The sequence below is a fragment of the Curtobacterium flaccumfaciens genome (assembly GCF_051548005.1).
Lineage (GTDB): Bacteria > Actinomycetota > Actinomycetes > Actinomycetales > Microbacteriaceae > Curtobacterium.
In genome coordinates this window covers 1-20,150 of the sequence record NZ_JBPUGH010000049.1, presented here as the reverse complement: position 1 = coordinate 20,150, position 20,150 = coordinate 1, and the positions used below count along the sequence as shown (strand labels likewise).

The window sequence follows — 20,150 nt, the reverse complement described above, 5'->3', positions numbered from 1 at the left end:
GTGCCAGCTGGCACCGAGCCTCCGGTCCGTCCTGTGGGCACACCGCGCCGGGGGCGGCGCCCGTCCGTCCCGTCTCGCAGCGTGGTACCGCCCTGGGTAGGGTCGATCGCATGAGTGAAGAGCGTCCTTCCCGTCAGCCCACCGCAGTCGACCGCGTCGCCGAGGACTGGGTGACCACCCTCGTCGACCTCGACCCGACCGTCGCCACGTACATCGGTGTGCCCGGGCGCACGGGGGAGTACGGGGACACCTCGCCCGCCGGTGCCACCGCGATGGCCGAGGCTGCGACCGCTGCGAAGCGCGCGCTCGACGCCGCTGAGGCGACCGACGACGTCGACCGCGTGACGAAGGCCGACCTCGGCGCCGAGCTCGACCTGATCGCCGAGTCGTACGCGCGGAAGCTGCACCTCCGTGACCTCAACGTGATCGCCAGCCCGGCCCAGTCCGTCCGAGAGGTCCTCGACCTCATGCCCACCGCGACCGAGACCGACTGGCAGGACGTCGCGAGCCGTCTGCAGGCCCTGCCGGGTGCGCTCGAGGGGATCCGCGAGACGCTGCTCGAGGGGACCCGCGAGCAGGTCACGCCCGCGAAGCGTCAGGTCGCGCTCATCGCCGAGCAGGCGGCGCGCAACGGTGCCGAGGGCGGCCTGTTCCACCAGCTCGCCGCAGGCGCGACGCTCGACGGCGACGCACCGGTGCCGGATGCGCTGCGTGCCGAACTGCAGCGCGGCGCCGAGGTCGCGGCGGCCGCGTACCGCTCGTTCGGGCAGTTCCTCGAGCACGAGCTGCTCCCGCTCGCCACCCCCGTCGACGCCGTCGGTCGCGAGGACTACGAGCTGCACTCCCGCCGGTTCCTCGGCGCCACGGTCGACCTCGACGAGACCTACGCGTGGGGCATCGAGGAGCTCGCCAGGATGCGCGAGGAGCAGGAGCGCATCGCCGACCGCATCGAGTCCGGTGCCAGCGTCGCCCGGGCGATCGAGGTCCTCGACCAGGACCCCGCCCGCATCCTGCACGGCACGGACGCCCTGCAGCGGTGGATGCAGGAGACGAGCGACGAGTCGATCCGCGAGATGGACGGGAAGTACTTCGACATCCCGGACCCGATCAAGCGCCTCGAGTGCCGGATCGCGCCCACCCAGGAGGGCGGGATCTACTACACCGGCCCGTCCGACGACTTCTCGCGAGCCGGTCGGATGTGGTGGTCGGTGCCGCAGGGCGTGACCGAGTTCGGCACCTGGCGCGAGAAGACGACCGTGTACCACGAGGGCGTCCCCGGCCACCACCTCCAGATCAGCCAGGGCGTCTACAACCGCGGCGAGCTGAACACCTGGCGCCGTCAGCTGGCCGGTTCGTCCGGGCACGTCGAGGGGTGGGCGCTGTACGCCGAACGCCTCATGGAGCAGCTCGGCTTCCTCGACGACGACGGCGACCGCCTCGGCATGCTCGACGGACAGCGGATGCGTGCCGCCCGTGTCGTGCTCGACATCGGCGTGCACCTGCAGAAGACGAACCCGGACGGGGGCGCCTGGACGTGGGAGTACGCGCTCGACTTCATGGGGCAGAACGTCAACATGGCGCCGGAGTTCGTCCGGTTCGAGGTCGCCCGCTACTTCGGCTGGCCGGGGCAGGCGCCGTCGTACAAGGTCGGGCAGCGCGTGTGGGAGTCCATCCGTGACGAGGTGGCGGCGCGAGAAGGTGCGGCGTTCGACCTGAAGTCGTTCCATCACCGCGCGCTCGCGCTCGGCAGCATCGGTCTCGACACGCTGCGGACCGCGCTGCTCGGCTGACGCGCGACGCGACCACGTGACGAACGGGAGGCCCGTGGCGACACCGCCACGGGCCTCCCGTCGCTCCCTGGGCGCATCCCGACGCGCGGCGACACGCCCGGTTGTGGGGTTTCCTCCGGTGCGGTTAGACTTGTGCGGCGCAATCCGCGCCAACCAATCACACCGCTGTCCGGCTCGCCCTCGTCCGAGGTGCGGACCAGAGGGTCGCTCCCTCGCCGTGCAGCCCGACTCATGTCCGTTCGGAGCAATCTCTACATGACAACCACCACGACCAAGGCTCCCAAGCAGGTCGCCATCAACGACATCGGCTCGGCTGATGACTTCCTGGCCGAGGTCGAGAAGACCCTGAAGTTCTTCAACGACGGAGACCTCATCTCCGGCACCGTCGTGAAGATCGACCGCGACGAGGTCCTCCTCGACGTCGGTTACAAGACCGAGGGTGTCATCCCCTCGCGCGAGCTCTCGATCAAGCACGACGTCGACCCCAACGAGGTCGTCGAGGTCGGCGACGAGGTCGAGGCCCTCGTTCTCCAGAAGGAGGACAAGGAAGGCCGCCTGATCCTGTCGAAGAAGCGGGCGCAGTACGAGCGCGCCTGGGGCGACGTCGAGAAGATCAAGGAGTCCGACGGCGTCGTGACCGGTACGGTCATCGAGGTCGTCAAGGGCGGTCTGATCGTCGACATCGGCCTCCGCGGCTTCCTCCCGGCCTCGCTCATCGAGCTCCGCCGCGTCCGCGACCTCACGCCGTACCTCGGTCAGGAGCTCGAGGCGAAGATCCTCGAGCTCGACAAGAACCGCAACAACGTGGTCCTCTCGCGCCGTGCCCTGCTCGAGCAGACGCAGTCCGAGTCGCGCACCACGTTCCTCAACAACCTCCACAAGGGCCAGGTCCGCAAGGGCGTCGTCTCCTCGATCGTCAACTTCGGTGCGTTCGTGGACCTCGGCGGCGTCGACGGTCTCGTCCACGTCTCGGAGCTCAGCTGGAAGCACATCGAGCACGCCAGCGAGGTCGTCGAGGTCGGCCAGGAGGTCACCGTCGAGATCCTCGAGGTCGACCTGGACCGCGAGCGCGTCTCGCTGTCGCTCAAGGCGACGCAGGAGGACCCGTGGCAGGTCTTCGCCCGCACCCACGCGATCGGCCAGATCGCACCGGGCAAGGTCACGAAGCTCGTGCCGTTCGGTGCGTTCGTCCGCGTGGCCGACGGCATCGAGGGCCTCGTGCACATCTCGGAGCTGTCGAACAAGCACGTCGAGCTCGCCGAGCAGGTCGTGTCCGTCGGTGACGAGGTCTTCGTCAAGATCATCGACATCGACCTCGACCGTCGTCGCATCTCGCTCAGCCTCAAGCAGGCGAACGACGGCGTGGACCCGGAGGGCACCGAGTTCGACCCGGCGCTCTACGGCATGCCGACCGAGTACGACGAGCAGGGCAACTACAAGTACCCGGACGGCTTCGACCCGGAGACGAACGAGTGGCTCGAGGGCTTCGACACCCAGCGCACCGAGTGGGAGGCGCAGTACGCCGCCGCCCAGTCGCGCTGGGAGGCCCACAAGGCGCAGGTCGCGAAGACCATCGCCGAAGAGGCGCAGGGTGGCTTCGACCTCCCGGCCAGCGCTTCGTCGTCCTCCTCGTTCTCGGGCGAGTCGAACGGTGCGGGTACCCTCGCCGACGACGCCTCGCTCGCGGCGCTCCGCGAGAAGCTCAGCTCGACCAACTGATCGAGCGGGTCACCGCGACCGGAAGCCCGGCACTCCCTCAGCAGAGGGGTGCCGGGCTTCCGGCGTTCTGCAGCACCGCACCGTTAGCCTGGTCGCCGTGCGCATCATCGGACTCACGGGGGGCATCGCCGCCGGCAAGTCGACCGTCTCGGCCCGCTGGGCGGACCACGGGGCGGTGATCGTCGACGCCGACCGGCTGGCGCGGCTCGCGGTCGCGCCCGGCAGCCCTGGGCTGGCACAGGTCGCCGAACGGTTCGGCCCGACGGTGATCGCCGCCGACGGCTCGCTCGACCGCCCGGCGCTCGGTGCGATCGTCTTCGCCGACCCCGCGGCGCGGAAGGCCCTGGAAGGCATCACGCACCCGGAGGTCTGGCGGCTCGCGCAGCAGGCGTTCGACGAGGCCTCGGCCGCCGACCCCGACGCCGTGGTCGTGTACGACGTGCCGCTGCTCGCCGAGGCCGCCGGGTCCCGCCCGATCCGCTTCGACGCGGTGGTGGTCGTCGATGCCCCCGCGGCGCAGCGTGTCGAGCGCCTGGTCGAGCACCGCGGCATGGACCGTGCGGATGCCGAACGGCGGGTCGCCGCACAGGCGAGCGACGCCGAGCGGCTCGCCCTCGCCGACCACGTCGTCGACGCCACGGGCACGCTGGAGGACACGATCCGGTCGGCCGACGAGGTCTGGGCACGGATCAGCGGGTGAAGCACCGCGTCCTGCTCGCCGTCGCGTTCGTCCTGCTCCTCGCGATCGGGACGGGCACGGTCGTCGCGGCCAACGTCCTGGCGGCGCAGCGGCTCGCGGACGACGGTCGGACGGCCGCCCAGGAACGGACGCGCGGCGACGAGCACGGGCCGGACGGCGAGTTCCACCGGTTCCGACTGGGCTCGATCGCAGGGGAGCGGCTCGAACCCAACCGCGATGACTTCGCGGCTCGGACGGACGCCGACGGTCCGCTGCTGCTGTTCCTGCCGGCGACCCGCGCGAAGCCGGCCCAGTACCAGCGGTTCCTCGCGACCGCGCTCGGCGACGGCTACCACGTGCTCGGGCTCGACTACTGGAACCTCGGCAAGACGCTGTCGGGGACGTGCGAAGCCGATGCGCGGTGCTACGGCCAGGTGCAGCGGAACCGGTTCGACGGCAGCCAACCCTCGCAGTTCAGCCAGGTCACGCCCGCCGGTTCGATCGTGTCGCGCTTCCGAAACGCGATCGAGTACCTCGACGACCACGACCCGGAGGGCGGCTGGGGGCGCTTCGTCGACGCGCGCGAGGGCATCGACTGGTCGGACATCGTCGTCGCCGGGCACTCCCAGGGCGGCGGGGAAGCGGCCTACATCGCGCACATCCGGTCGGTGCGTGGCGCCCTGATGTTCTCCTCACCGGTCGAGTCCCTCGGCGCGGTGCACGCGGCCTGGATGGACCGACCCGGCCGGACTCCGGTCGCCCGGATGTACGCGATCGACGACGTGCGGGACGAGTTCGGGCCGCGCATCCGTGGCTCGTGGCGGGCACTCGGCCTGACCGGGGCGTCCGGCCCGTTCCGGACCGACACGACGGCGCCGCTGGCGGGCGCGGACCCGCACGCGATCCTCACGGACCTCGGTCTCGGCGACCCCGGACAGTCGCACTCGCGGATCGTGAAGGACAGCACCCCGCTGGCCACCGACGGCACGCCCGTGATGCTGCCGCTCTGGCAGTGGCTGCTGCACCGCTTCTCGAGCGAGCCCGGGGAACCGACGGGGTCCGGCGGGCCGGCGTCGACCGCGCCCGACCCCACCTCGAGCATCGCGCCGGCAGAGGCCTCGCGTTCCTCGGACCGGTCTTAGGGTCTCGCAATACGCTCAGGTCGTGCAGCAAGCAGCAGAACTCCCCGACCTGCGCGCCCTGATCGCCCGACGCGCCGCCGACGACGGCGACCGACCGTACCTTGAGGACGCACGCTCCGACCGCGCGCTGACCTACGCCGACCTCGACACCGCCGTGTCCACGTGGTCGTCGACCCTCGACGCGATCGGTGTGCCCCCGTCCGGTGCGGTCCTCGTCGACGTCGGCGACCCGCTCGCCTTCGCGGTCGTGCACCTCGCAGCAGTGGCCTCGGGTCGCCGCGCGGTCCCGGTCGACACCGGGCAGCCCGTCGGGGAAGCGGCTCGCCTCGCCGCGCTGATCGGCGGCGCGGGTCTCGTGGTGTCCGACCGTGACGAGGACTCGGCCGTGTCGGGTGCGCCGTCCTCGCGGATCGACCCGGCCACCTTCCTGCCCGCGGGCGTCCGGGACGGGGACGTGCCGACCGACGTGCCCGACGCGCCCGGGGAGGGGTCCGTGGTCCTCTTCACCTCCGGGTCCACGGGGACGCCCAAGGGGGTCGAGCTCCCCGAGTCCCAGCTGCTCGTGGTCGCCCGTGCGGTCGCCGAGCACAACCGGCTCACGCCGGCGGACCGCGGGTTCAACTCGCTGCCGCTCTTCCACGTGAACGCCGAGGTGGTCGGGCTCCTCGCGACCCTCGTCGCCGGGGGCACGCTCGTGCTCGACCGCCGGTTCCGCCGCACGGGCTTCTGGGAGCTGCTGTCCGAACGTCGAGTGACGTGGCTGAACGCCGTGCCCGCGGTGCTCGCCGTGCTCGCGAAGACCGGTCCGCTCGACTTCCCCTCGACGCTGCGGTTCGTCCGGAGCGCCTCGGCGCCGCTGCCGGACCCGGTGCGGGAGGCACTCGGTGACGTGCCGCTCGTCGTCAGCTGGGGCATGACCGAAGGGGCGTCGCAGATCACGGCCACGCCGCTCGACTCGCCGGCCCGTCCGGGGAGCGTCGGGGTGCCCGTCGGCTGCGAGGTGCAGGTCCGCCGAGAGGACGGCACCGTGGCGGGCGCCGACGAGGTCGGCGCGCTGTGGGTCCGCGGTCCGGGCATCGTCGACCACTACCTCGGTGGTCGCGCCGCCGAACGGTTCGACGCCGACCACTGGCTGAGCACCGGCGACGTCGGCTCGGTGTCGTCCGACGGATGGGTGTCCCTCGCCGGTCGCTCCGACGACGTCATCAACCGCGGCGGCGAGAAGGTCTACCCGTCCGAGGTCGAGGACGTCCTGCTCGGGGACGACCGGGTGCTCGAGGCCGTGGTGGTCGGCCGCCCCCACGAGGTGCTCGGCGCCGTCCCCGTCGCCTACGTCATCGTGCAACCCGACACCGAGGTCGACGCCGACGCGCTCGTCACCGACCTCACGGCGCGTGCCGAGGCCGAGCTCACCCGCTTCCGCCGACCGGTCGAGATCACCGTCGTCCCCGACCTCCCGCGGGCGCCGACGGGGAAGATCCGACGGGCGGACGTGCGGACCATGGCGGAGCAGCCGTGAGCGCGGTGCCCGCCGTCACCGCCGCCACGACCACGGCCGACGCGTCACCGACCCGGACCGCCGACGGCCGCCCGCGGCACCTGTACGAGGTCGACGTGCTGCGGATCCTCACCTTCGCGTGCGTCATCGGGGTGCACACGACGAGCCACACCGCGGCCACGGACGACGTCGGGCTCGCCGCGCTGCTCGGGCTGCTGCACTTCACCCGGCTCGTGTTCTTCTCGCTCACCGCGTTCGTCCTCGTCTACAGCTACGAGATCCGTCCGCGACCGATGGCGCAGTTCTGGCCGAAGCGGTTCCTGCTCGTCGGGGTGCCCTACCTGGCGTGGTCGTTCGTGTACGTGGCGTCCTCGTGGCTGGTGAGCTCGACACGTCGCGGTGACGTGCCCGACCTCGTCCGGACGTACGCCGAGGGCATCGTCACCGGCGTGGCCTGGTACCACCTGTACTTCCTGCTCGTGACGATGCAGGTGTACCTCCTGCTGCCGGTCGTGGTGTGGCTCGTGCGTCGGACGCGCGGGCACCACGTCACCGTCCTGGTGGTCGCGGCGGTGGTGCAGCTCGTGGTCTTCGCCGGCTACAAGTACTTCCCGGCGAGCGACGCGTGGTTGCACGGCTACCAGAAGCAGTTCTTCTTCTCGTACGTCTTCTTCATCGTCTCCGGGGCGATCGCCGCAGACCACGCCGACGCGTTCCTCCGGTTCATCCGGGTGCACCGCCGGGGTGTGCTCTGGGGCTTCGTCGCGGTCGGGGTGGGCACGCTCGGCGTGTGGGCACTGCAGGTCGCGCTCGGCCAGTCGCTGTACGCCGCCGGGACGCCGCTGCAGCCCGTCCAGGTCGTCTGGAGCGCCGCGGTCTTCGTCGGGTTCCTGGCGATCGGGGCGCGGTGGGCGGACCGTCGGCGTCGGGGGAGTCTCCTCGCCCGTGTGGTCGACTACGGGTCCGACCGCTCGTTCGGCATCTTCCTCAGCCACCCGTTCGTCATCTGGCTGCTGCTGTACGGCGACAGCTGGCTGGAGGGTCACGTCGCGAAGCCCTGGTTGACCCTCGTCACCTACGTGCTGGTGGTCGTGCTGTCGGTGGTGCTCACCGAGGCGTTCCGCTGGACCCCGCTCAGTGTCCCGTTGACGGGACGGCCCTCGCTCGCGTCACGCGCGCAACGCGAGACACGGGCGCGGAAGCGCACGGCGGTCGCCGCCGGCTGAGCCGGCCACCCACGGCCTGGAGGCTCGACACCGGACGTGTGTCGTGCCTCCAGGCCGTCAGGTGGTCGGCACCGGGGCGTCGGTCCGGTCGGCCGGACCGCGAGCGGCACCCGGTCAGGCGCCGGCGCGCTCCGCTGCCGGCGTGCCGACCTCCAGCCGGCCGTCGACCGAGGTGAGCCGCTGCGGCTCCATCACCCAGGCGACCACGGCGGCCGCGGCCAGCAGCGCGCACGACAGGGCGAACGGCAGCTGCCAGCCCGACGCGTCGATCAGGGCCCCGAAGACGAACGGCGAGACGACGCCGGCGATCCCGAAGCCGGTGTTCATGAACCCGGACGCCGTCCCGGACCACTGCGGCGCGACGTCCATGGGGATCGCCCAGAGGTTCGCGTTGCACAGCTCGAGGAAGAAGAACGAGAGCGCGAGTGAGACGGTCGCGACGGGGAGTCCCTGACCGAAGACGAGGGGGAGCAGGCAGAGCAGCGAGCCGCCGAGCCCGATCACCAGGATGACCCTGCGCGCGTGCCGGGTGTCGCCGCCGCGGTGGATGAGCCGGTCGCTGAGCACGCCGCCGACGGTGTCGCCGACCACGCCGGCGAGGAGCACCCCGGACGTGAACCACGCGAAGGAGCTGATCTCGAGGTCGTAGGTGCTGCTGAGGAACGTCGGGATCCAGGTGAGGAACACCCAGAGGGTCCACCCGTAGCCGAAGTCGACGAAGGTCACCGGGAGGATCTGCTTCGCGAGCTGCTTCCACGGCACCGGCGGACGGGTCGCACGGGTCTCCACGGGCGGGAGCTCCGCCAGCTCGGCCCGGGTGATCCCCTTCGCGGACTCGGGGCGGTCGCGGAACCAGACGAACCAGACGAGCCCCCACGCGACCGAGAGCACGGCCGTGGCGACGAACGCCCACCGCCAGTTGCCGGTGCCCGCGATCACCCAGGCGACGAGGAGCGGCGCGACCGCGTTGCCGAGCCGTGCCGCCGAGTGCACGATCCCCTGCGCGAATCCGTTGCGGTCGCGGGGGATCCACCGGCTCATCGCCTGCGTCGCGGCGGGGAAGGCCGCGGCCTCGGTGAGGCCGAGGAGGAAGCGTGCTGCGGCGAGCGTCCAGAAGCCGACCGAGAGGCCGGTCCAGAGGGTCGCGACACCCCAGAGCACCGTGATGACGAAGAGGGACTTCCGCGGGCCGAACCTCTCGCTGATCGTGCCGCCGAACACCTGCAGGAGCGCGTACGGCAGCGCGAAGGCGGACACGACGAGGCCGGCGGTGGTCTCGTTGAACCCGAACTCCTCGGTGATGTGGGGGAGCGCCGTCGAGATGTTCGTGCGGTCGATGTACGAGATCGCGTACATGCAGCAGAGGAGCAGCAGCACCTTGCCGCGGATCCTGCCGCGGAACGGCGTGCCCTTCGCGGGGGTCGATGCGGCCGGCGTCGCCGTCGTCATGGGGCCTCTTCGGGGAGTGGGGTTCGGGTTGCTGAACGGACCGGAGGCTACGACCGGTCGTTATCAGCGGGCTTTGAGGCTGCCTGCAGCGGACAGTACGCCCGTGGTGGCCGGTGCGGGCGCCGGCGCCGGCGAACGCTGCCGTGCGCTGTGGGCGATCGGAGCCGGGTGTTGTCAGTGGTCGCGGCTACCGTGGTGGGCATGGCAGTCGACATCGAGCCCACGCGGGCGGTGCGCCCGTTCGAGGTGATCAGCGAGTACTCGCCGAGCGGTGACCAGCCGGCGGCGATCGCCGAACTGGCCGGTCGCATCAACGCGGGTGAGACCGACGTCGTGCTCCTCGGCGCCACCGGTACGGGCAAGTCGGCCACGACGGCGTGGCTCATCGAGCAGGTGCAGCGCCCGACCCTCGTGCTCGCGCACAACAAGACCCTCGCGGCGCAACTCGCGAACGAGTTCCGCGGCCTCCTGCCGAACAACGCCGTCGAGTACTTCGTCTCGTACTACGACTACTACCAGCCCGAGGCCTACGTCCCGCAGACGGACACCTTCATCGAGAAGGACTCCTCGGTCAACGCCGAGGTCGAGCGCCTCCGCCACTCCACGACGAACTCGCTGCTCAGTCGACGCGACGTCGTGGTGGTCTCGACGGTGTCCTGCATCTACGGCCTCGGGACGCCGGAGCAGTACATGAACGCGTCGGTCGCGCTGCACGTCGGACAGACGATCTCCCGCGACCAGCTCGTCCGCAAGTTCGTGTCGATGCAGTACCAGCGGAACGACGTGGACTTTGCACGGGGCACGTTCCGCGTGCGTGGGGACACGATCGAGATCATCCCCATGTACGAGGAGCACGCGATCCGCATCGAGATGTTCGGTGACGAGATCGAGGCGCTGTCCTCCCTGCACCCGTTGACCGGCTCCGTGATCGAGGACCTCCCGGCGGTGTCGATCTTCCCGGCGTCGCACTACGTCGCGGACACCGACGTGATGCACCGCGCGATCGCGGACATCAAGGTGGAGCTCGCCGAGCGCCTCGCCGAACTCGAGGGGCAGGGCAAGCTGCTCGAGGCCCAGCGGCTCCGGATGCGCACGACGTTCGACATCGAGATGATGGAGCAGATCGGCTTCTGCTCCGGCATCGAGAACTACTCGCGGCACATGGACGGCCGGGTGGCCGGCGAGGCCCCGCACTGCTTGCTCGACTACTTCCCCGACGACTTCCTCATCGTCATCGACGAGTCGCACGTGACCGTGCCGCAGATCGGTGCCATGTACGAAGGCGACGCCTCCCGCAAGCGGACCCTGGTCGAGCACGGCTTCCGCCTGCCGAGCGCGCTCGACAACCGACCGCTCACGTGGGAGGAGTTCCTCGAGCGTGCCGGGCAGAAGGTCTACCTGTCGGCGACCCCGGGACGGTACGAGCTCGGCGTCACGGACAGCGTGGTCGAGCAGATCATCCGTCCGACCGGCCTGGTCGACCCCGAGATCGTCGTGAAGCCGAGCGACGGCCAGATCGACGACCTGCTCGAGGAGATCAAGCAGCGCGTCGAGAAGGACGAGCGCGTCCTCGTCACCACGCTGACGAAGCGCATGGCCGAGGAGCTCACCGACTTCCTCGGCAACGCCGGTGTGCGGGTGCGCTACCTGCACTCCGACGTCGACACCCTGAAGAGCGTCGAACTCCTCACGGAGTTGCGGCAGGGCGTCTACGACGTGCTCGTCGGCATCAACCTCCTGCGAGAGGGCCTCGACCTGCCGGAGGTCTCCCTGGTCGCGATCCTCGACGCCGACAAGGAAGGCTTCCTCCGCTCGTCGACGTCACTCATCCAGACGATCGGTCGTGCGGCCCGCAACGTCTCGGGCCAGGTGCTCATGTACGCGGACAAGATCACCGACTCGATGCGCAACGCGATCGACGAGACCGACCGACGTCGCGAGAAGCAGGTCGCCTACAACCTCGAGCACGGCATCGACCCGCAGCCCCTGCGGAAGAAGATCGCGGACATCACCGAGGTCCTGCAGCGTGAGAACGACGACACCAAGGCGCTGCTCGAGGGTCGACCCGCGGCTGACGGACGACGCTCTCCGACGCCGAACCTCAAGCGTGGTGGCATCGCGGGCGAGGGCGCGACCCAGCTCGAGGCCACCATCGCCGACCTCAACGAGCAGATGCTGCAGGCCGCGGCCGAGCTGAAGTTCGAGCTCGCCGCCCGGCTCCGTGACGAGGTCCAGGACCTCAAGAAGGCGCTCCGGCAGATGGAGTCGGCCGGGCATGTCCGCTGACGACGGCGCTCCCCGGACCGTCGTCGTCACCGGCGCGACCGCGGGGCTCGGCTACTGGGCGTCGGAGCAGCTCGCTGCCGCCGGGCACCGGGTCGTCCTCGCGGCGCGGAACCCCGATCGTGCCGCAGCGGCGGTCGAGAGCATCCGGTCTGAGGTCCCAGGGGCCGAGGTCGAGCACGTCGCGCTCGACCTGGCCGACCTCGACTCGGTCGCCGCGGCTGCGACCGTGCTCGCCGATCGCTTCTCCGACGGCATCGACGCCCTCGTGAACAATGCCGGCGTGGTCGGCTCGCGCGAGCAACGGTCGACCGCGCAGGGCCACGAACTGCAGGTCGGGACGAACCACCTCGGGCACTTCGCCCTCACGGCCCGTTTGCTGCCGCTGGTCGAGCGACGCGCGGGCCGCGTCGTGCACCTCGGATCGATCGCGCACCGGTGGGCACGACTCGACCGTGCCGACGCGCTCGGAGCCGGGCGCTACTCGAGCTACCGGCAGTACGGCCGGAGCAAGCTCGCGGTGATGCTGTTCGGGTTCGAGCTCGCCGAACGCCTGGCGGACGCCGGGTCCTCGGTGTCGAGCGTCGTCGCGCACCCGGGCTTCTCACTCGACGTCCTCGCGCCGGACCGTCCGCTCGTCGCGGCAACTCGGGCGGAGCCGGCGTGGACCCGGCCCGCGCAGCGGCTGTACGCCCAGGGCAAGGACGTCGGCGCCGAGCCGATCGTGCACGCGGCGGTCGCTCCGGGCGTCCGGTCGGGGGAGTACTGGGGGCCGGCCGGGTGGATGCAGCTCCGCGGACCGGCCGCACGGGTGACGGCCGAGGCGAAGGCGCACGACCGGCTCGAGGCCGCCCGGCTCTGGACGGCCAGCGAGCGAGCAGCAGGGGTGGCGTTCGCTCTCGACGCACTCGGGTGACACCTGCAGCCCGGCGAATGTCAGTCCTGGTTCGTAGACTTGTCGGCGATGACCATCACCTCTGACCGCGGTACCGCGACCTCGGGCCGGAACGCCTTCGGCGAGCCCGCTGACCTCCACCTCCCGGGCGGTACCGCACCGCACAGCACCTCGACGCTCAGTGTCCGGGGTGCGCGTGTGCACAACCTCCGCGACGTCGACCTCGAGATCCCGCGCGACTCGCTCGTCGTGTTCACCGGGCTCTCCGGATCGGGGAAGTCGTCGCTCGCGTTCGACACGATCTTCGCCGAGGGGCAGCGCCGGTACGTCGAGTCGCTGTCCGCGTACGCGCGTCAGTTCCTCGGGCAGGTCGACCGCCCGGACGTCGACTTCATCGAGGGGCTGTCGCCCGCGGTGTCGATCGACCAGAAGTCGACGAACCGCAACCCGCGGTCGACGGTCGGCACCATCACCGAGGTCTACGACTACATGCGTCTGCTCTGGGCGCGCATCGGTGTGCCGCACTGCCCCGTCTGCGGTGAGGTGATCAGCAAGCAGAGCGTGCAGCAGATCGCCGACCAGCTCATGGAGTTCGAGTCCGGCACGCGGTTCCAGGTGCTCGCGCCCGTGATCTCGAAGAAGAAGGGCGAGTTCGTCGACCTCTTCCAGGAGCTCGCGGCGTCCGGCTACGCGCGCGCGATCGTCGACGGCGAGCGGATCCAGCTGAGTGACCCGCCGAAGCTCAAGAAGCAGGTCAAGCACGACATCTCGGTCATCATCGACCGCCTGGTCGCGAGCGACGACATCCTCGGGCGCCTCACCGACTCGCTCGAGACGGCCTTGCGCCTGACGAACGGCACCGTGGCGATCGACCTCGTCGACCACGAAGGTCCGGGCGCGGTACGGACCTACTCCGAGAACCTCTCCTGCCCGAACAACCACCCGCTCGCGCTCACGGAGATCGAGCCGCGGACGTTCTCGTTCAACGCCCCGTTCGGTGCCTGCCCCGAGTGCTCGGGTCTCGGCACGCGCATGTCGGTCGACCCCGACCTCGTGCTCGGCGACCCGGAGGCCTCCCTCCGCGACGGCGTCCTGCTCCCGTGGACCGGCACCAGCGGGCTGTACTCCTACTTCGAGAAGCTGCTGGCCGGCCTCGGGAAGGACCTCGGGTTCTCCCTCGACACCCCGTGGAACCAGCTCGACCCGAAGGTGCAGGCGGCGATCCTGACCGGCAAGGACTTCCAGGTCTCGGTGTCCTGGCGGAACCGGTTCGGACGCGAGATGCGCTACACGAGCGGCTTCGAGGGCGTCATGCCCTACATCGAGCGGAAGTTCGCCGAGGCCGAGTCCGACTCCCAGCGGCAGCGCTTCCAGGGGTACCTGCGCGAGGTCCCGTGCCCGGTCTGTGACGGGACGCGCCTCAAGCCCGAGGTGCTCGCGGTCACGGTCGACGGTCGCAGCATCGCGGACGTCACGAACCTCTCCCTCGACGACGCCTACGCGTTCATGGAGGACCTCCGGCTCACCGAGCGCGAGGCCCACATCGCCGCGGCGGTCCTGCGCGAGATCCGCGCCCGTCTCGAGTTCCTGCTCGAGGTCGGGCTGAACTACCTCACGCTCGCCCGCGGTGCGGGTGGTCTCTCCGGTGGCGAAGCCCAGCGCATCCGGCTCGCGACGCAGATCGGCTCCGGTCTGACCGGCGTGCTCTACGTCCTCGACGAGCCGAGCATCGGTCTGCACCAACGTGACAACCGCCGACTCATCGACACGCTCGTCAAGCTCAAGAACCTCGGCAACACCCTGATCGTGGTCGAGCACGACGAGGACACGATCCGGACGGCCGACTGGGTGGTCGACATCGGCCCGGGCGCCGGCGTCAACGGCGGCAACGTCGTGCACTCCGGTTCGTACGAGGGCATCATCGCGAACCGCGACTCGATCACGGGGGACTACCTTGCCGGTCGGCGTGCGATCGAGGTACCGGCGGAGCGTCGGAAGGCGAACCCGAAGCGCGTCATCAGCGTGCAGGGTGCGCGGGCGAACAACCTGCAGGAGATCGACGTGGACTTCCCGCTCGGGGTGTTCACGGCGGTCACCGGCGTGAGTGGCTCCGGCAAGTCGACGCTCGTCAACGACATCCTCTACAAGGTGCTCGCGAACCAGCTCAACGGGGCGCGGCACATCGCCGGCAAGCACACGCGCGTCAAGGGTCTCGACCAGCTCGACAAGGTCGTGCACGTGGACCAGGCCCCGATCGGCCGGACGCCCCGTTCGAACCCGGCGACGTACACCGGGGTGTTCGACCGGATCCGCCAGCTGTTCGCGGAGACGCCCGAGGCCAAGGCCCGCGGCTACCAGCCCGGACGGTTCAGCTTCAACGTCAAGGGCGGTCGCTGCGAGAACTGCTCGGGCGACGGCACGATCAAGATCGAGATGAACTTCCTGCCTGACGTCTACGTCGCGTGCGAGGTCTGCGGCGGTGCGCGCTACAACCGCGAGACGCTGCAGGTGCACTACAAGGGCAAGGACATCTCCGAGGTCCTCGACATGCCCATCAGTGAGGCCGCCGAGTTCTTCGAGCCGATCTCGGCGATCCACCGGTACATGAAGACCCTCGTCGACGTCGGTCTCGGGTACGTGCGGCTCGGGCAGAGCGCCACGACGCTGTCCGGCGGCGAGGCCCAGCGCGTCAAGCTCGCGACCGAGCTGCAGCGCCGCTCGACCGGCCGCACCGTGTACGTGCTCGACGAGCCGACCACGGGGCTGCACTTCGAGGACGTCCGCAAGCTCCTCCTCGTCCTGCAGGGTCTGGTCGAGAAGGGCAACACGGTCATCACGATCGAGCACAACCTCGACGTCATCAAGTCCGCCGACTGGCTCATCGACATGGGTCCGGAGGGCGGTGCCGGCGGCGGGACGGTCCTCGCGACCGGAACGCCCGAGCACGTCGCCGACGTCCCGGAGAGCCACACCGGTGTCTTTCTGCGCGAGATCTTCGACGCACAGGACGCTCGGGTCGGCAAGGAGCAGGCCGTCGGTGCCCGACAGCCGAGCGCCTCCGCGCGGTCGGGTTCCAAGGGAGCAGCGAAGAGCGGCGCCGGATCGAAGCAGAAGGCGGGTGCGCGGTAGGTGGCGGACACCGTTCCGTGGCGGCCGAAGGCGGGGGAGATCCCGACCGATCCGGGCGTCTACCGGTGGCGTGACGAGAACGGCCGGGTGCTGTACGTCGGCAAGGCGAAGAACCTCCGCGCCCGGCTGAGCAACTACTTCGCGCCGCTGCCGACGCTGCACGAGCGCACCAGGCGGATGGTCCTCACGGCCCGGAGCGTCGAGTGGACGACCGTCGGGTCCGAGATCGAGGCGCTGCAGCTCGAGTACACGTGGATCAAGGAGTTCGATCCGCCGTTCAACGTCAAGTTCCGGGACGACAAGTCGTACCCGTACATGGCGATCACCCTCGGGGACGAAGCACCCCGGGTGATGGTGACGCGGAACCGGAAGATCAAGGGTGCGAAGTACTTCGGGCCGTACCCGAAGATCTGGGCGGTGCACGACACCATCGACCTGATGATCAAGGTGTTCCCGATCCGCACGTGTTCGGACTCGTCGTACAAGCGCGCCATGCAGACCGGCAAGCCGTGCTTCCCGGGGCAGATCGGGAAGTGCGGCGGACCCTGCTCCCAGAAGGTCACGATCCAGGAGCACCGGGCGCTCGTCGAGGAGTTCGTGCGCTTCATGTCGAGCTACGACCGGCGCGTGATCACGCAGCTCCGTCAGCGCATGGGCGCCTCCGCGGATGCCATGCAGTACGAGCAGGCTGCCCGGTACCGCGACCAGGTCGAGGCGCTCGAGGCCGTGCTCGAGAAGAGCGCCGTCGTGCTCCGCGACAGCGTCGACCTCGACCTGTTCGGCATCGCCGAGGACGAGCTCGCCGCCGCGGTGCAGCTGTTCTCGGTCCGGGGCGGCCGCATCCGCGGTGTCCGGGGCTGGGTGGTCGACAAGGAGCTCGACATCGCCACCGGCGACCTCGTCGAACAGATCGTCCAGGGCAACTACGCGACCGGTGACGAGCCCCCGCGCGAGGTCGTCGTCCCCGAGCTCCCCGAGGACGCCGACGCGCTGCAGGAGTGGCTCAGCCAGCGCCGTGGGGGGCGTGGGACGAAGCTCAGCACCGCGCAGCGTGGTGACCGGGCGGGCCTGGCGCGCACCGCGAAGCAGAACGCGGCGCAGGCGCTCATGCTCTACAAGACGAAGCGGAGCGCGGACTACACCACCCGGTCGGCTGCCCTCGCCGACATCCAGGACGCCCTCGGCATGAGCGAGGCACCCCTGCGGATGGAGTGCTACGACATCTCGCACCTGCAGGGCACGAACGTGGTGGCGTCGATGGTCGTGTTCGAGGACGGTCTGCCCCGGAAGGACCAGTACCGGCGGTACACGATCGCCGAGACCACCGACGACACCGACAGCATGTACCAGGTGCTCACCCGACGGCTGGCGCGCCTGGACGAGGACGCCGCCGTGCCCGACGTCCCGGACGTCACCACGGACGAGGTCGTCGAGGGCTCGAAGCCGACGAAGCGCTTCGCCTACCGTCCGCAGCTCCTCATCGTGGACGGCGGGCAGCCGCAGGTGCAGGCGGCGAAGCGTGCGATGGACGAGGCCGGCGTGCACGACATCGCGCTCGTCGGCATCGCGAAGCGCCTCGAGGAGCTCTGGCTGCCCGACGACGACTTCCCGGTGATCCTGCCGCGCAACTCCGAGGCGTTGTTCCTCATCCAGCGCATCCGCGACGAGGCACACCGGTTCGCGATCACGCACCAGCGGACACGGCGCAAGCGGGACGTCCGGTCCCAGCTGTCGGAGATCCCGGGGCTCGGGCCGTCGCGCGTGGCCTCGCTCCTGAAGCACTTCGGGTCGGTCGCGCGGCTGCGTGCGGCCACCGCGGAGGAGATCGGCGTCGTGCCCGGCATCGGACCGGCGACCGCGGCCGCGGTGGTGGCGAAGCTGGCGCAGCACCCGGGGAGCCCGTCCGGGCCCGACAGTGCGCCGGACCTCGAGGACGCACTCGACCCCGCCGACGCGGGCGACGGGACGGACGGGACCAAAGCCGCTGACTCGGCCGACTCTGCTGACTCGATGCTCGCGAGCGCGAGCGCGAGCGCGGACGCGACGGGCCCCGCGGTCGCCGTCACGGTGCCGGACGTCACCGACGACGGGCCCGAGCTGCCCGCGTGAGGTGACCCGAGCCTCCCGTCCGCCCGCCAGCCCCACCGGCCCCGAGGCCACCGACCGGCGCAGGCCGGACCGCGCACCCCGACCGGTCCGGACGGTAGCCTTGACCGAGCCGACCACCCGACACCCGCAGCCGACACCTCACCGGGCGACGCGCCCGGACCGCGACGACGGAGCCCCCTCCCAGATGACTGACACCGCCGGAACCACGACCTCGCAGCAGCACGACATCCTCATCGTCACGGGCATGTCCGGCGCCGGCCGGTCCACCGTCGGCAAGGCCCTCGAAGACCTCGGCTGGTACGTGGTCGACAACCTGCCGACCCAGATGCTCGCGCCGCTCACCGAGCTGGCCGACCGTGCCGGCGAGAAGATCCCGAAGATCGCCACCGTGGTCGACGTCCGAGGCGGTCGGTTCTTCACCGATCCGGAGCAGGCGGTCGAGCAGGTCCGTTCGACGACGTCGGCCCGGGTCCGGGTGCTCTTCCTCGAGGCGACCGACGCGGTCCTCGTGCGGCGCTTCGAGCAGGTCCGCCGACCGCACCCGCTGCAGGACGACGGGACGCTCCTGGACGGCATCGGTCGCGAGCGCTCCCGACTGTCCGGGCTGCGCGAGGCGTCGGACATGATCATCGACACCTCGGACCTGAACATCCACCAGCTCGCGAACGCCGTCACGGAGAAGTTCGCCGACGACCACTTCGTCGGGGTGCAGGTGACCCTGATGAGCTTCGGCTTCAAGTACGGACTGCCCGCCGATGCCGACATGGTCGCCGACGTGCGGTTCCTCCCGAACCCCTACTGGGTCCCGGAACTCCGCGCCCACACGGGCCTGGAAACCCCCGTCTCCGACTACGTCCTCGCCCAGCCGGGAGCCCGTCCGTTCGTCGAGCGGTACGCCGACGTCCTCGAGCCGGTGTTCGAGGGGTACCAGCGGGAGAACAAAAGACACGCTACGATCGCCATCGGCTGTACCGGCGGGAAGCACCGTTCGGTCGCCATCGTCGCCGAGCTGGCGAGTCTCCTCCGCGGGATGCCCAGCGTCGCCGTGCGTGTGAAGAACCGAGATCTCGGCCGGGAGTGACCGTCCCTCCGGCTGCTCCCCACGCGTGTGACGCCGGACCGCGGACCCCACCGAGAAAACGTTAGGAATGATGCTGTGCCGTTGACTGCCGAGGTCAAGGACGAACTGGCCCGGGTCGTCGTGAACCGCAACACGGTCCGCGCCGCCGAACTCGCGACCATCCTGCGGTTCGCGGGTGGCCTGCACGTCATCTCGGGCAGGATCGCCGTCGAGGTCGAGCTCGACACCCGCATCATCGTGCACCGGGTCCGCAAGGACCTCGCGGAGCTGTACGGCGTCCGTTCGGAGGCGAGCGTCGGGTCGTCCGCGTCGTCCCGCCGTGGCACGCGCTACCTCGTCCGGGTGCTCGAGGCGGGGGAGACCCTCGCGCGCCAGACCGGCCTCATGGACGCCCGTCGTCGTCCGGTCCGTGGCCTGCCGAACCGGCTCACCACGGGCAACCGCGAGGACCTCGCCGCCATCTGGCGCGGTGCGTTCCTGGCGTCCGGCACGCTGACCGACCCGGGCCGCGCCGCCGCCCTCGAGGTCACCTGCCCCGGCAACGAGGCCGCCATGGCGCTCGTCGGGGCGGCGTCGCGTCTCGGCATCGCCGCGAAGGGTCGCGAGGTCCGCGGCGTCCACCGCGTGGTCATCCGCGACGGTGAGGCCATCGGCCAGATGCTGACGGTGATGGGCGCCGCCCGCACCACCGCCGAGTGGGAGGAGATGCGCCAGCGCCGCGAGGTCCGTGCCACCGCCAACCGCCTCGTCAACTTCGACGACGCGAACCTCCGCCGCTCGGCGCAGGCCGCGGTCGCCGCGTGCGCCCGCGTCGAGCGCGCGCTCGAGATCCTCGGCGACGAGGTCCCGGACCACCTCCAGTACGCCGGTTCCCTCCGGCTGCAGCACCGTGACGCGTCGCTCGACGAGCTCGGTCAGCACGCCGAGCCGCCGATGACGAAGGACGCGATCGCGGGCCGCATCCGCCGCCTGCTCGCCATGGCCGACAAGAAGGCGTCGGACCTCGGCATCCCGGGGACCGAGGCCAGCGTGCCGGAGGAGCTCGAAGGCGCGTGATCGCGGTCGTGACGACCACGTGATCGCGGTCGTCACGACCACCGGATCGCGGTCGTTCCGACCACCGGACGGGAGGCGCGGTGCCAGCTGGCAC

13 protein-coding genes are annotated in these 20,150 nt (G+C 70.5%); 12 read left to right on the top strand and 1 reads right to left on the bottom strand.

What is annotated here, in order from left to right; all coding sequences use genetic code 11:
* The first annotated feature begins 110 nt into the window (after positions 1 to 110).
* The 6 genes from ACSW7Y_RS08030 (at position 111) to ACSW7Y_RS08005 (ending at position 8,054) form a co-directional block, all read left to right on the top strand.
* Positions 111 to 1,790, top strand: coding sequence for a DUF885 domain-containing protein (locus ACSW7Y_RS08030; RefSeq protein WP_438125777.1), 1,680 nt, complete (start codon positions 111 to 113; stop codon positions 1,788 to 1,790).
* A gap of 255 nt (positions 1,791 to 2,045) precedes the next feature.
* Complete coding sequence (gene rpsA / locus ACSW7Y_RS08025) at positions 2,046 to 3,509, top strand: 30S ribosomal protein S1 (protein WP_438125776.1); 1,464 nt, start codon at positions 2,046 to 2,048, stop codon at positions 3,507 to 3,509.
* A gap of 97 nt (positions 3,510 to 3,606) precedes the next feature.
* Positions 3,607 to 4,209, top strand: coding sequence for a dephospho-CoA kinase (coaE, locus tag ACSW7Y_RS08020; RefSeq protein WP_438125775.1), 603 nt, complete (start codon positions 3,607 to 3,609; stop codon positions 4,207 to 4,209).
* Positions 4,206 to 5,330 (top strand): BPSS1187 family protein, encoded by a 1,125-nt coding sequence (locus ACSW7Y_RS08015; protein WP_438125774.1) that lies wholly within the window; start codon positions 4,206 to 4,208, stop codon positions 5,328 to 5,330. The genes coaE and ACSW7Y_RS08015 overlap by 4 nt, the downstream gene beginning before the upstream one ends.
* A gap of 22 nt (positions 5,331 to 5,352) precedes the next feature.
* Positions 5,353 to 6,849 (top strand): class I adenylate-forming enzyme family protein, encoded by a 1,497-nt coding sequence (locus ACSW7Y_RS08010; RefSeq protein WP_438125773.1) that lies wholly within the window; start codon positions 5,353 to 5,355, stop codon positions 6,847 to 6,849.
* Entirely contained in the window at positions 6,846 to 8,054 is a 1,209-nt protein-coding gene (locus ACSW7Y_RS08005; protein WP_438125772.1) for an acyltransferase, read from the top strand. Before ACSW7Y_RS08010 ends, ACSW7Y_RS08005 begins: the two co-directional genes overlap by 4 nt.
* 114 nt (positions 8,055 to 8,168) lie before the next feature.
* Here the strand turns inward: ACSW7Y_RS08005 and ACSW7Y_RS08000 are convergent, their stop codons facing one another.
* The gene (locus ACSW7Y_RS08000) at positions 8,169 to 9,503 is read right to left on the bottom strand and encodes an MFS transporter (protein ID WP_438125771.1); all 1,335 of its coding nucleotides are present in this window, start codon (positions 9,501 to 9,503) and stop codon (positions 8,169 to 8,171) included.
* Between the two features lie 213 nt (positions 9,504 to 9,716).
* On the opposite strand from ACSW7Y_RS08000, the gene uvrB reads away from it, so the two are divergent.
* From uvrB to whiA, 6 genes are all read left to right on the top strand, one after another.
* Positions 9,717 to 11,789 (top strand): excinuclease ABC subunit UvrB, encoded by a 2,073-nt coding sequence (gene uvrB, locus ACSW7Y_RS07995; RefSeq protein ID WP_438125778.1) that lies wholly within the window; start codon positions 9,717 to 9,719, stop codon positions 11,787 to 11,789.
* A complete protein-coding gene (locus ACSW7Y_RS07990; RefSeq protein ID WP_438125770.1) occupies positions 11,779 to 12,702 on the top strand; it encodes an SDR family NAD(P)-dependent oxidoreductase in 924 nt (307 codons plus the stop codon). Before uvrB ends, ACSW7Y_RS07990 begins: the two co-directional genes overlap by 11 nt.
* 48 nt (positions 12,703 to 12,750) lie before the next feature.
* Positions 12,751 to 15,810, top strand: coding sequence for an excinuclease ABC subunit UvrA (gene uvrA / locus ACSW7Y_RS07985; protein ID WP_438125769.1), 3,060 nt, complete (start codon positions 12,751 to 12,753; stop codon positions 15,808 to 15,810).
* Positions 15,811 to 17,919 (top strand): excinuclease ABC subunit UvrC, encoded by a 2,109-nt coding sequence (gene uvrC, locus ACSW7Y_RS07980; RefSeq protein ID WP_438125768.1) that lies wholly within the window; start codon positions 15,811 to 15,813, stop codon positions 17,917 to 17,919.
* A gap of 184 nt (positions 17,920 to 18,103) precedes the next feature.
* Complete coding sequence (gene rapZ / locus ACSW7Y_RS07975) at positions 18,104 to 19,000, top strand: RNase adapter RapZ (protein WP_438125767.1); 897 nt, start codon at positions 18,104 to 18,106, stop codon at positions 18,998 to 19,000.
* A gap of 75 nt (positions 19,001 to 19,075) precedes the next feature.
* On the top strand, positions 19,076 to 20,056 hold the full coding sequence (gene whiA, locus ACSW7Y_RS07970; RefSeq protein ID WP_400414286.1) for a DNA-binding protein WhiA: 981 nt from the start codon (positions 19,076 to 19,078) through the stop codon (positions 20,054 to 20,056).
* Positions 20,057 to 20,150: the final 94 nt, after the last annotated feature.